Annotated in this window: 12 protein-coding genes; 6 read left to right on the plus strand and 6 right to left on the minus strand. The window is 69.8% G+C overall.

The window, feature by feature from the left end; all coding sequences use genetic code 11:
• Window positions 1–2 precede the first annotated feature (2 nt).
• The 6 genes from Q0Z83_RS49720 to Q0Z83_RS49745 all read right to left on the minus strand — a co-directional run bounded on the left by Q0Z83_RS49720 (window position 3) and on the right by Q0Z83_RS49745 (window position 5355).
• Entirely contained in the window at window positions 3–965 is a 963-nt protein-coding gene (locus tag Q0Z83_RS49720; RefSeq protein ID WP_317797343.1) for an LLM class F420-dependent oxidoreductase, read from the minus strand.
• Between the two features lie 108 nt (window positions 966–1073).
• Window positions 1074–2141, minus strand: coding sequence for an ABC transporter permease (locus tag Q0Z83_RS49725; RefSeq protein ID WP_317790563.1), 1068 nt, complete (start codon window positions 2139–2141; stop codon window positions 1074–1076).
• Window positions 2138–3031 carry an ABC transporter ATP-binding protein gene (locus tag Q0Z83_RS49730; protein WP_317790564.1) on the minus strand — a complete coding sequence of 298 codons (894 nt, stop codon included), beginning with the start codon at window positions 3029–3031 and terminating at the stop codon, window positions 2138–2140. The genes Q0Z83_RS49725 and Q0Z83_RS49730 overlap by 4 nt, the downstream gene beginning before the upstream one ends.
• Before the next feature lie 69 nt (window positions 3032–3100).
• Window positions 3101–3745 (minus strand): response regulator, encoded by a 645-nt coding sequence (locus Q0Z83_RS49735; protein WP_317790565.1) that lies wholly within the window; start codon window positions 3743–3745, stop codon window positions 3101–3103.
• On the minus strand, window positions 3742–4986 hold the full coding sequence (locus tag Q0Z83_RS49740; protein ID WP_317790566.1) for a sensor histidine kinase: 1245 nt from the start codon (window positions 4984–4986) through the stop codon (window positions 3742–3744). Before Q0Z83_RS49740 ends, Q0Z83_RS49735 begins: the two co-directional genes overlap by 4 nt.
• A gap of 33 nt (window positions 4987–5019) precedes the next feature.
• Window positions 5020–5355: a MerR family transcriptional regulator gene (locus Q0Z83_RS49745; RefSeq protein ID WP_317790567.1), complete on the minus strand. Its 336-nt coding sequence runs from the start codon at window positions 5353–5355 to the stop codon at window positions 5020–5022.
• A 581-nt stretch (window positions 5356–5936) separates the two neighbouring features.
• On the opposite strand from Q0Z83_RS49745, the gene Q0Z83_RS49750 reads away from it, so the two are divergent.
• From Q0Z83_RS49750 to Q0Z83_RS49775, 6 genes are all read left to right on the plus strand, one after another.
• On the plus strand, window positions 5937–7433 hold the full coding sequence (locus tag Q0Z83_RS49750; protein ID WP_317790568.1) for an amino acid permease: 1497 nt from the start codon (window positions 5937–5939) through the stop codon (window positions 7431–7433).
• A 13-nt stretch (window positions 7434–7446) separates the two neighbouring features.
• Window positions 7447–8793, plus strand: a complete 1347-nt coding sequence (locus Q0Z83_RS49755) for a glutamine synthetase family protein (RefSeq protein ID WP_317790569.1) — start codon at window positions 7447–7449, stop codon at window positions 8791–8793.
• Between the two features lie 16 nt (window positions 8794–8809).
• Entirely contained in the window at window positions 8810–10171 is a 1362-nt protein-coding gene (locus Q0Z83_RS49760; RefSeq protein ID WP_317790570.1) for an aldehyde dehydrogenase family protein, read from the plus strand.
• Window positions 10172–10936: a 3-oxoacyl-ACP reductase gene (locus tag Q0Z83_RS49765; protein WP_317790571.1), complete on the plus strand. Its 765-nt coding sequence runs from the start codon at window positions 10172–10174 to the stop codon at window positions 10934–10936.
• Between the two features lie 171 nt (window positions 10937–11107).
• A complete protein-coding gene (locus tag Q0Z83_RS49770; RefSeq protein ID WP_317790572.1) occupies window positions 11108–11821 on the plus strand; it encodes a gamma-glutamyl-gamma-aminobutyrate hydrolase family protein in 714 nt (237 codons plus the stop codon).
• Window positions 11806–12540, plus strand: a complete 735-nt coding sequence (locus Q0Z83_RS49775; protein WP_317790573.1) for a gamma-glutamyl-gamma-aminobutyrate hydrolase family protein — start codon at window positions 11806–11808, stop codon at window positions 12538–12540. The genes Q0Z83_RS49770 and Q0Z83_RS49775 overlap by 16 nt, the downstream gene beginning before the upstream one ends.
• The last annotated feature ends 8 nt before the right edge of the window (window positions 12541–12548 follow it).

The raw sequence follows: 12548 nt of genomic DNA on the forward strand, positions 1-12548 counted from the left end.
CGTCAGCGGCCGAGGGCGGCGATCAGGTCGAGGAGGGCGGGCAGGCCACCCCGCTCCAACTCGGGGGTCGGGGTCAGCGCCATGACCGGGACCGTCACACCCGCGTCGGCGTAGGCCTGGACCCGGGCCCGGCACTCGGCCGGGGAGCCGTGCACGATCAGCTCGTCGACCAGCGAATCCGGGATCGCGGCCAGCGCGCCCTTGCGGTCACCGGACTGCCAGGCCTGCCACATCGGAGCGAGCAGTTCCTCGCGGCCGAGCCAGCGGTGGAAGGCCGCATAGGCCGGAACCGTGAGGTAGGCGGTGATCATGCGACGGCCGACGGTACGGGCATACCCGGCGTCCTCGGTCGGGATCACGAAGATCCGGGCGGCCACGTCGAAGCCCGCCCCGGCCTCCTTGGTCTCGGCCACCGCGGTGGTCACGTCGGCGGCCGACAGCCAGTTGAGGATCACACCGTCCGCCTCGGCGGCGGCCAGTCGCAGCATGCCCGGGCGTAGCGCGGCCAGCAGGATTCCCGGCGGTGTCGCGGGCGGGCGCTCCAGCCGGAACCGGCGCACCGAGAACGTGTCGAAGTCGCCGTCGACCAGCTCGCCGGCGAGGGCCGACCGGACGAACCGGAGAACGTCCCGACTGCGGGCGAACGGCCGCTCGAAGTCGACCGCGTTCCAGTCGCCGACGACCACCGGCGAGGACGCGCCGATGCCGAGCTGGAACCGGCCCGGCGCGGCCTCGGCCAGCGCGGCCGCGGTCATCGCCAGCAGGCCGGGACCGCGGGTGAAGGCCGGGGCGATGGCGGTGCCGAGGCGCAGCCGGGGCTCCCAGGCGGCGGCCAGCGTCAACGGAGTGAAGCCGTCGGTGCCGTTCACCTCGGCCGACCAGGCGTCGGTGAAACCCGCGTCGGCCAGAGCGGAGAAGACGGCGGCGTGCTCGGAGAGTGGTACGCCGCTGAACGGCACGGTCATGCCCCATCGCATCGACATGACCTCGATCCTGCCGGGCTGATCGGCGTGATGTCCAACACTTCAGCCGAGGTGCGGGATATCCCACCGGGACATCCCGCACCGCCCGGCTCAGCCGACCGTGCTCCGGGTACGCCAAGCGGTCGCGAACGACGTCTTGCCGTTGGTCCGCAGCAGCGAGCCGTGGTAAATCCGGGCGCCGATGGCGAGCATCCCCGCCGCGCTCAGAGCCAGCACACCCAGCGCCACGAACGGCTCCCAGGCGGCCGCCGTGTTCTCGAAGATCCGGATCGGCATCGCCATCGGCGAGGACAACGGGAAGTAGGAGAGCGCCGTCAGGGCGGTGTCGTTGTCCCGCAGGAAGAGCACCGCGAAGAACGGGATCAGCACCGCCATCTGCACCGTGCCGGACGTGCTGCCCAGGTCCTCCTGCCGGGCCGCCAGCGCGCCGACCGCGGCCCACAGGGTGGCCAGCATGACGAAGCCGAGGACGAAGAACGGCAGGAACCAGCCGAGCGCCGGCCGTAGGGCGCTGATCGCCCCGGCGTCCAGGTCGGCCACCGTCGTGCCGATCAGCGCGATCACCGAGAGCAGCGCGATCTGGGCGAACGCCAGCAGTGTCATCGCGGCGATCTTGCCGGCCAGCAGCGCCTTGGCCGGGATGGTGGCGACCAGGATCTCGACGATCCGGGTCTGCTTCTCCTCCACCACGCTCTGCGCGATCTGCAGACCGAAGAGCAGGGACGTGATGTAGCAGAGCATCGCCAGGGCCAGCGGCACGAAGATCGAGATGAACTCGTCGAACGCGGGCGGGGCGAGCAGTTCCACCGGCGGAACGGTGCTCAGGGCGTTCAGCACCTCGCTCGGCGCGTCCTCCATGGCCTGCACCTTGGGACCGGGCAGCACCACGGCCTCCACCTCACCGTCGCGCAGCAGCTGCTCCGCGACGGCCGGGTCGGTGACCTCCTGGACCTCCAACTGAGCCGCGCGCAGGACCGCGGAGTAGGTGCTGTCGACCACCGCGACCTTGGTCGGGCCGCTGCTGAGCATGGCCGGGATCGCGATCGACGCGATCAGGACCACCAGGAACGACACCGTGCTGAAGATGAACGCCTTGTCCCGGAGCTTGGCGCGGATCTCGCGTCCGAAGACCAGCTTGGCGGCCTGGAACGTGGTCACTGGATAACCTCTCGGAAGATCTCGGCGAGCGAGGGGCGGACCGGGCCGAAGGAGCGGACCGGGCCACGGCCCAGAGCGGCCCGGAGCACCGCCTGCTCGTCGGCGCCGTCGGTCAGGTCGAAGACGGCCTGCGCGCCGTCCAGTTCGAGCAGCGTCACACCCGGCTCGTCACGCAGCCAGCCGGCGTCACCGTCCACCTCGATCCGGAAGCGGGGCAGCGCGTACTGCTCGCGCAGCCCGGTCCGGGATCCGGCGGCGCGGACCGTGCCGTCGGCGATGATCACCAGGTCGTCGCAGAGACGCTCGACCACTTCCAGCTGGTGGCTGGAGAAGAGGACGGCGGCGCCGGTACGGGCCCGTTCGCGGAGCACGGCCAGCACGGTCTCCACCGCGATCGGGTCGAGACCGGAGAACGGCTCGTCCAGGACCAGCAGCTCCGGGTCGTGCACCAGAGCCGCGGCGATCTGGGCCCGCTGCTGGTTGCCGAGCGACAGTTTCTCCACCGGGTCACCGGCGCGTTCGGCCAGCTCCAGGCGCTCCAGCAGGGTGGCGGTGCGGCGCTTGGCGTCGGCCGCGCTCAGCCCGTGGAGTCGGCCCAGGTAGACGACCTGCTCGCCGACGGTCATCTTCGGGTAGAGCCCACGCTCCTCGGGCATGTAGCCGAACAGCTGCCTGTCGTTCTTGCTGATGGCGTTGCCGCGCCAGGTCACCGAACCGGTGTCGGCGGCGAGCACGCCCAGGATGATCCGCATGGTGGTGGTCTTGCCGGCGCCGTTCGCGCCGACGAAACCGGTGAGCCGGCCGGAGTCCACCGTGAACGACACGTCCTTGAGGACCTGCCGCTCCCCGAAGGACCGGTTCACGGCCTCCACGTTCAGGACTGTTGTCATGACCTTGACGCTAGATCAGCGTCGATGGGTCTGTCGTCCGGCGCGGGACGTCATCCTCCAGAAGGACCCTCAACCGCCGGGGCGGACCACACCGAGCTCGTACGCCAGCACCACGGCCTGGGTACGGTCGCGGGCGCCGATCTTCATGAGCACCCGGCTGACGTGCGTCTTCACCGTCGTCTCGCCGAGGCGCAGGGTGGTCGCGATCTCCGCGTTGGTGGCACCGCCGGCCAGCAGGACCAGTACCTCGTGCTCACGTGGGGTCAGCTGGTCCAGGCGTACCCCGGCGGTGTCCGGTGTGGTGAAGGTGGAGATGACCCGCCTGGTGACGGCCGGGGCGAGCAGCGCCTCACCGGCGGCGATCACCCGTACCGCCTCGGTCAAGGCCTCTGGTGTGCCGTTCTTGAGCAGGAAGCCGCTCGCGCCGGCGCGCAGCGCCGCGAACAGGTAGTCGTCGCGGTCGAAGGTGGTCAGGATCAGCACCGACGGGCCGCCCTCGGCGGTGATCCGCCGGGTCGCCTCCAGACCGTCCACACCGGGCATCTCGACGTCCATCAGCACCACGTCGGGCCGTAGCCGCAGGGCCATCTCGACCGCCTGGGCGCCGTCGGCGGCCTCGCCGACCACGGTGATGTCGTCCTCCATCTCGAGGATGACCCGGAAGCCGATCCGGACCAGCTGGTGGTCGTCGGCGAGCAGCACGGAGACGGTCACAGCGTCACCCCGGCCGGGTACGGGAACCGCGCCCGCACCCGGTAGCCGCCGTCCGGGTGCGGCCCGTTCTCCAGCGTGCCGTCGTGCACCGCCACCCGCTCCCGCATGCCGACCAGGCCCATCCCGCCGGCGGACGGGGAGCCGCCCCGGCCGTCGTCGGTGACGTCGAGTTCGAGCTCGCCGCTGAGGTAGCGGACCCGGACGTCGAGGACTCGGGCGTGCGCGTGCTTGAGGGTGTTGGTCACCGCCTCCTGCACTATCCGGTAGACGGCCTGGGACAGCGACTCGGGCAGCGGCACCGGGTCACCGTAGACGGCGTAGCGGACCGTCAGCCCGGCCTCACGGGCCCGGTCGGTGATCTCCTCCAGCCGCTCGACGCCGGCGTTCGGCACCACCGCCTCGGTGGCGGCCGCGGAGGTGGCCCGGAGCGCGCCGAGCATGCGGCGCAGCTCGTCGACCGCGGTCCGGGCGCCCTCCTCGATCGCGGTGAGGGCGGTGCGGGCCCGGGCCGGGTCCTTGTCGAGGGCACGCCGGCACGCGGACGCCTGGATGCCCATCACCGACACGTGGTGGGCGACCACGTCGTGCAGCTCCCGGGCGATCCGGACGCGCTCGCCGAGGACCGCCCGCTCGGCGGCGATCTCCTGGGTGGCCCGCAGCTCGGCGGCCTGCTCCTCGAGGGCGTGGCTGCGCCTGACGTGCTGCCAGGCGGCGTCGCCCATCAGGTAGCCGAAGGCGAAGAACGCCGAGTTGACCACGAACCAGTTGAACGCCAGGGAGGCCTTGTCGGCGTGGCCGCCGAACTGGCCGGCGAAGAAGACGAACACGAAGACGATCCAGGCGAACATCGCGCCGATGATCACGAGCCGCAGGACCCGGGCCCGTTCCCGGTTGCGCCCCCAGGCCCCGAGGGCGTAGATCGCCGCGAACAGGGCACCGGTGGTGACCTGCTGCTCCAGCGAGCCGCGGACCTGCCCGCCGATGAAGGCGGCGCCGATGATCACGGCGACCACGTCGGGGTACGCCCGGCGCAGCGTGAGCGGGAGGGTGATGGCCAGCACCCAGGCGATCTGCTCGGCCACCGAGGCCCCGTCGTCGACCCGCACCGTGCTGATGTTGCGGGAGAGGAAGAGGTTGGCCACGGCGACGGCGGCGACGGCCAGTCCGATCCACACGTCGGTCCGCCGCTGTTTCGCGGTCGGGCCGGGCCGTACCCAGTCGTCGAGGTTCACCGATGGCATGGGGTGACCATGCCACGGATCGGCGAGTACGGCTCAACCGCGCCGGGTCTGTGTGGGGATGCTCGCGTCCTGGTCGGGGGTGATCGTGCCGCCGAGTTCACGGATGTGCCGGTGGGCGGCTTCGAGACGGTCTTCGAGCGTGACGATCCGACAGGCGGCGGTGAGTGGGAATCCCTGGTCGAGCAGTATCCGGACCCGGGCCGCCAGGTCGAGTTGGTGACGGGAGTAGCGGCGGTGACCGCCGGCCGAGCGCTCCGGCTCGATCAGACCGGCCTCGTCGAGGCTGCGGAGAAAGGCCTGCGTCACACCGATCGACTCGGCGGCGCGGCCCATGCTGAACACCGGGCTGTCGCGATCCACAGTGTTCATCCAGCCATAGTCCAGGGCCCCGGCGGGTAACCGGGGCCCTGGATTTTCAATTCTGTTGCCGGACTCTGCCGGCGCATGTGGTCGACCGGCTGCGTGCCGCTAGCAGTCGACCGGAGTGATGGGCATCGGCTGCGATCACCTCTTGTCGGGCCGGGGACGTCGTGATTACGCGTTGCTGCGGTATCTCGTCCTCCTCCTCCAACTCAGCGACTGTGCCAGTTGCTTGTCGGCCGTGACCGACAAGACAAAGATATGCCTCCAGCCGCCAAATTTCTAGAGTCGCCGCTGTAGATTTTTTCGGTGAAAGGCCTGCCGAGCTGCGAAAACACTTTCATCGATGCGACGGCGGTACGGGGCGGGCGCTGAGGAAGAGAGAGGTGACCGCGCCCCGCACCGCCATCGGCGGAGAGGTGTCCACAGCGGATCCCGGCCGAGGGATCGCTCTCATCAAGGATCGCCGCGGGGGTCGCACAAGGCAACGCAATTAACCCTGTGCATTGACTGCCGTAACACGGCGGAGCGATCATGACCGCAGCAGTGGCTCAGGTCACAGTCTCTCTCGTGAGCAGGGGGCACCCCAGATGAGCACCGACGAGGAAAGACTCGCCCAACTCGGCTACAAGCAGGAACTCCACCGCCGGCTCTCCGGCTTCTCCAACTTCGCCGTCTCCTTCTCGATCATCTCCATCCTGGCCGGTGCGATCACCTCGTACGGGATCGCCATGAAGGCCGGTGGGCCGGTCGCGATCACCCTGGGCTGGCTCTTCGTCGGTGTCATGGTGACGTTCGTGGCGTTGGCCATGGCCGAGGTCTGCTCGGCCTATCCGACCGCCGGTGCCCTCTACTGGTGGGCCGCCGCGCTGGCCAAGAGGAACAAACCGGCCTGGGCCTGGTTCATCGGCTGGTTCAACTTCCTCGGCGAGGTCGCGGTGACCGCGGCCATCGACTTCGGCGCGGCGATCACCACCGCGGCCTTCCTCAGCCTGACCTTCGGGCTGGAGGTGACGGCGACCTCGACGTTCCTGATCTTCCTGGTCATCATCATCGTCCACGGGTTGCTGAACACCTTCGGCGTCAACCTGGTGCGGGTCCTCTCCGACGTCAGCGCCTGGTGGCACCTGATCGGCGTCGCGGTGATCGTCGGCATCCTCGCGGTCGTCCCCGACCAGCACAAACCCATCTCCGAAGTGTTCACCGAGGTCTACAACGCGACCGGGTTCACCTTCGCCGGGGCGGGCGTCTACGCGGTGCTCATGGGTCTGCTGATGGCGCAGTACACGTACACCGGCTACGACGCCTCCGCGCACGTCGCCGAGGAGACCCACGACGCCGCCAACGCCGCGCCCCGGGGCATCGTGATGTCGGTGATCGTCTCGGTGATCGCCGGTTTCGTGCTGCTGGTCGCGATCACCTGGTCCATCCAGGACTACGAGGGCGCGCTCGGCACCGAGCTGGGCCTGCCGCCGGCGCAGATCTTCATCGACGCGGCCGGCCACGACCTGGGCGTGTTCCTGCTGTTCATCTGCATGGTGGCGCAGTGGTTCTGCGGCATGGCGTCGGTCACCGCCAACTCCCGGATGTCCTACGCCTTCGCCCGTGACGACGCGATCCCCGGTTCGCGGATCTGGAAGAAGGTCAATCCCCGCACCGGTACGCCGACCAACTCGATCTGGCTGTGCGTGACCCTCTCGACGATCCTGGTGCTGCCGTCGCTCTGGAACACGGTCGCCTACTTCGCCGCCACCTCGATCGCGGTGATCGGCCTCTACATCGCCTACGTCGGCCCGGTCCTGCTGCGCCGGCTCAACCCGGACTTCCAGCCCGGCCCGTGGAATCTCGGTAAGTGGAGCGCCCCGGTGGGCTGGATCGCCATCGTCTGGGTAGGGATCATCTGCGTGCTCTTCGTGCTGCCGCCCGGCAGCCCGATCACCGCGGAGACGTTCAACTACACGATCGTCGCCGTGGCGGTGGTGCTCGGGGCGGCCGCGATCTGGTGGTTCGCCAGTGCCCGGAAGTGGTTCACCGGGCCGAAGCAGAACCTCCTGGAGAAGGCCGCCCACGGCGAGTCCACCGACTGATAGGACTGAACACATGGATCTCGAGGAACTCGACGTCTCCGTCGACAACGGCAGCATCGACACCGTGCTGCTGGCCCTGACCGACATGCAGGGCCGGTTGCAGGGCAAGCGGCTGCACGGGCGGTACTTCCTGGACGAGGTGGTCTCCGGCGGCAGCGAGGGATGCAATTATCTGCTCGCGGTCGACGTGGACATGAACACCGTCGACGGTTACGAGATGTCCTCCTGGTCCACCGGCTACGGCGACTTCGTGATGAAGCCCGACTTCAGCACGTTGCGCCGGGTCCCGTGGCAGCCCGGCACCGCGCTGGTCCTCGCCGACCTGCTCGACACGGCGGGACAGCCGGTACACGCGTCACCCCGGCAGATCCTGCGCCGCCAGCTCGACCGGCTGGCGGCGCACGGGCTGACCGCGTACGCCGGGACCGAACTGGAGTTCGTGCTCTACCGGGACAGCTACGAGCAGGCGTTCAGCAAGAACTACCGGGACCTGGTCCCGGCCAACCAGTACAACGTGGATTACTCGCTGCTCGGCACCGCCCGGGTGGAGCCGCTGCTGCGTCGGATCCGCAACGAGATGTACGGCGCCGGCCTGATCCCGGAGAGCGCCAAGGGCGAGTGCAACTTCGGCCAGCACGAGATCGCCTTCCGCTACGCCGACGCGCTGACCAGCGCCGACAACCACGTGATCTACAAGAACGGGGCGAAGGAGATCGCCGCCCAGGAGGGCATGGCGCTGACCTTCATGGCCAAGCCCAACGAGCGCGAGGGCAACTCCTGCCACATCCACTTCTCGCTGCGCGACGAGAACGGGCGGTCGGCGATGCTCGGCGACGGGCCGGCCCACCTGAGCGAGACCGGGCAGCGGGTGCTGGCCGGGCTGCTCGCCACCATGCGCGAGTTCAGCCTGCTCTTCGCGCCGAACATCAACTCGTACAAGCGCTACCAGCCCGGTTCGTTCGCGCCGACCGCGCTGCGCTGGGGTGTCGACAACCGGACCTGCGCGCTGCGGATCGCCGGGCACGGGCAGGGCATGCGGGTGGAGAACCGGGTGCCGGGCGGGGACGTCAACCCGTATCTGGCGATCGCCGCACTGGTCGCCGGCGCGCTGCACGGCATCGAGAACGAGCTGTCCCTGGAGGACGAGTTCGCCGGCAACGCCTACCGGGACGAGACGGCCGGCCGGGTACCCGGGACGCTGCGCGAGGCCACCTCGCTCTGGGCGGGGAGTTCGGTGGCGGAAACCGCGTTCGGGGCGGACGTGGTGGCCCACTACGCCAACATGGGGCGGGTGGAGCTGGCGGCCTACGACGCGGCGGTGACCGACTGGGAGTTGCGCCGTGGATTCGAGCGCCTCTGAGTGTGAGGATCTTGGCGTGGGGACTACAGATGTGATCAACCCCTCGACGGGCGAGGTCTTCACGACCGTACCGTCGCTGGGTTTGGAAGAGACCGATGCGGCCATCAACCGTGCCGCGGACGCCTTCGGTGAGTGGCGTCGGGTGTCGCCCGGGGACCGGGCCCGGTTGTTGCGGCGCTTCGCGACGGTGGTCGAGGAGAACCTCGAAGAGCTGGCCCGGCTGGAGGTACGCAACGCGGGTCACACCATCGGCAACGCCCGGTGGGAGGCCGGCAACGTCCGGGACGTGCTGAACTACTACGCGGGCGCGCCGGAGCGGCTGTCCGGGCGGCAGATCCCGGTGGCCGGCGGTGTCGACGTGACCTTCCACGAGCCGCTCGGGGTGGTCGGGATCATCGTGCCGTGGAACTTCCCGATGCCGATCGCCGGCTGGGGGTTCGCCCCGGCGCTGGCGGCGGGCAACACGGTGGTGCTCAAACCGGCCGAACTGACTCCGCTGACCGCGATCCGGCTCGGTGAACTGGCCCTCGAAGCCGGCCTGCCGGAGAACGTGTTCCAGGTGCTGCCCGGCAAGGGGAGTGTGGTGGGGCAGCGGTTCGTCACCCATCCCGCGGTCCGCAAGGTCTGTTTCACCGGCTCCACCGAGGTCGGCAAGTCGATCATGGCGGGCTGCGCCGACCAGGTGAAACGGGTGACGCTGGAGCTGGGTGGCAAGAGCGCCAACGTGATCTTCGCCGATGCCGACCTGGACGCCGCGGCCGCCGCCGCCCCCTCCGCCGTTTTCGACAACGCCGGGCAGGACTGCTGCGCGCGTTCCCGGATCCTGGTCGAGGCCTCGGTGTACGACAGGTTCCTCGCGTTGCTGGAACCCGCCGTCAGCGCGTTTCGGGTAGCCGACCCGTCCAGCGACTCGTCCGAGATGGGACCACTGATCTCGTCGGGCCGGCGGGACTCGGTGTCGTCCTATCTCGACGGTGCCGATGTCGCCTTTCAGGGTTCGGCTCCTGCGGGCGGAGGCTGGTGGTTCCCGCCGACGGTGCTGCTGGCGGGTTCGACGGCCGACCGGCACTGGCGGGAGGAGATCTTCGGCCCGGTGGTCAGCGTGCTGCCGTTCCGGGACGAGGCCGAGGCGATCGCGCTGGCCAACGACACCGAGTACGGCCTGTCCGGATCGCTCTGGACCCGGGACGTGGGCCGGGCGCTGCGCGTCTCGCGGGCACTCGAGACCGGGGCGCTGAGCGTCAACAGCAACTCCTCGGTGCGCTACTGGACGCCGTTCGGTGGCATGAAACAGTCCGGCCTCGGGCGTGAGCTCGGCCCGGACGCATTGCTGTCCTTCACCGACGTGAAGAACGTGTTCCTGGCTACGGGAGAATAAGTGGAACGTCTACAGGACCGGGTCGCCGTGATCACCGGCGCCGGCAGTGGGATCGGACTGGCCACCGCCCGGCGGTTCGCCGCCGAGGGCGCTTTCGTCGTTTGTGTCGACATCTCCGAGGACGCGGGCAAGGCCGTGGCCGAGGAGGTCGGCGGCGAGTTCGTCGCCTGTGACGTCAGCGACGAGGAGCAGGTCAAGGCCCTCTTCGACGGCGTCGCGGAGCGGCACGGGCGGGTCGACATCGCCTTCAACAACGCCGGCATCTCGCCGCCGGACGACGACTCGATCCTGGTCACCGGCCTGGACGCGTGGGAGCGCGTCCTCAAGGTCAACACCACCAGCGTGTTCTTCTGCTGCAAGTACGCGATCCCGCACATGCAGCGGCAGGGCAAGGGCTCGATCATCAACACCGCGTCGTTCGTGGCGCTGCTCGGCGCGGCCACCTCGCAGATCGCCTACACCGCGAGCAAGGGCGGGGTGCTGGCGATGACCCGGGAGTTGGGGGTGCAGTTCGCCCGCGAAGGCATCCGGATCAACGCGCTCTGCCCCGGACCGGTGGCCACCCCGCTGCTGATGGAACTCTTCGCCAAGGACCCGGAGCGGGCCGCCCGCCGGTTGGTGCACGTGCCGATGGGCCGTTTCGCCGAACCGGACGAGATCGCCGCCGCGGTCGCTTTCCTGGCGAGTGACGACGCCTCCTTCATGACGGCTTCCCAGTTCGTCGTCGACGGCGGCATCACCGGAGCGTACGTAACTCCGCTATGAGGTTTAGCGACCCGCTACGGTGGAGATGGAAGCCCTATACACCCAGTTCAAACGAGGTGTAAGGGGTCGAATCCCCGCCGGCACGGGTCGATCCCCGTGTAGGTGGGACAGAGGGGCCCGTGACGCGGCGCCGGTTCTCCGGCGCCGCGCGCATGTGACTACGGTGGTGCGATGCGTCCGATCATCGGCATAACGTCCTATGTGCTGCCCGCCGGCTGGGGCGTCTGGACCGATCTCCCGACCGCGCTGGTTCCGTACGACTACACCGAGGCGGTCCGGCTCGCCGGTGGCCGCGCGGTGATCCTGCCGCCGGACGATCTCGACGCGGACGTGCTCGACCGGATCGACGGCCTGGTGCTGGCCGGCGGGGCCGACCTCCAGCCGTCGCTCTACGGCCAGGAGCCGGGCCCGCACACCGTCGCCCAGCCGGACCGGGACGCCGGTGAGCTGACCCTGCTGCGCGGCGCCCTCGACCGGGACCTGCCGATCCTGGGCGTCTGCCGGGGCATGCAACTGCTCACCGTCGCCGCCGGTGGCACTCTGCACCAGCACCTGCCCGACCTGCTCGGACACGAGAAGCACCGGCCGGGGCCGGGCGTCTACGGCTCGCAGCAGGTCGTGCTCGACCCGGGCACCCGGATCGCCGCCCTGATGGGCGAGGACCTGACCATCAACTGCTTCCACCACCAGGGCGTCGCCGACCCGGGCTCGCTGACCGTCACCGGGCGGGCCGCCGACGGCCTGCCCGAAGTGGTCGAGGATCCGGAGCGGCGTTTCGTGCTCGGTGTTCAGTGGCATCCGGAGGTGAGCCGGGACCGGCGGCTCTTCGGAGCCCTGGTGGCGGAGGCTTCGAAGGAGCTCACGCAAGCATGCGCAGACCGCTGATCGGACTCACCGCCTACGCCGAGCAGATCCACCACGGCCGCAACGACCTGATGGCCGCGATGCTGCCGATGAACTACGTGAGGGCGGTGCACGCCACCGGCGGCCGGGCCGTCCTGATCACGCCGGACGACCCGGGCACCGACGTGCTCGAGTCCCTGGACGGCATCGTCTTCTGCGGCGGCGGCGACATCGACCCGGCCAACTGGGGTGCCCCGCGGCACCCGGCGACCGAGGTCGACACGGTCCGCGACACCTCCGAGCTGATGCTGATGCGCGCCGCGTTGGAGGCCGACCTGCCGATGCTCGGCGTCTGCCGGGGCATGCAGATGATGGCGGTGGCCACCGGCGGATCCCTCCACCAGCACCTGCCGGACCTGGTCGGGCACGAACGCCACCGGGCCGCGGCCGGGACCGACCCGCTCGCCGCCGGTGCCTCCGACTACGGCCGGCACGACGTGGTGGTCGAGGAGGACAGCGCGGCGTACCGGCTGTTCGGCCGCAGTCTCACCGTGAACTCGTTCCACCATCAGGCGATCGGTGACCCGGGCGAGTTCCGGCCGGTCGGTTGGTGCCCGGACGACCAGGTGATCGAGATCGTCGAGCACCCGGGCCGCTCGTTCGCCCTCGGCGTGCAGTGGCACCCCGAGCGGACCTCGGACCTACGGGCCTTCGCCGCGCTGGCGGAGGCCTCGGCACGGGCTCGCGTGGTCGCTGCCTGACGAGCGGG

Source organism: Actinoplanes sichuanensis (assembly GCF_033097365.1).
GTDB lineage: Bacteria > Actinomycetota > Actinomycetes > Mycobacteriales > Micromonosporaceae > Actinoplanes > Actinoplanes sichuanensis.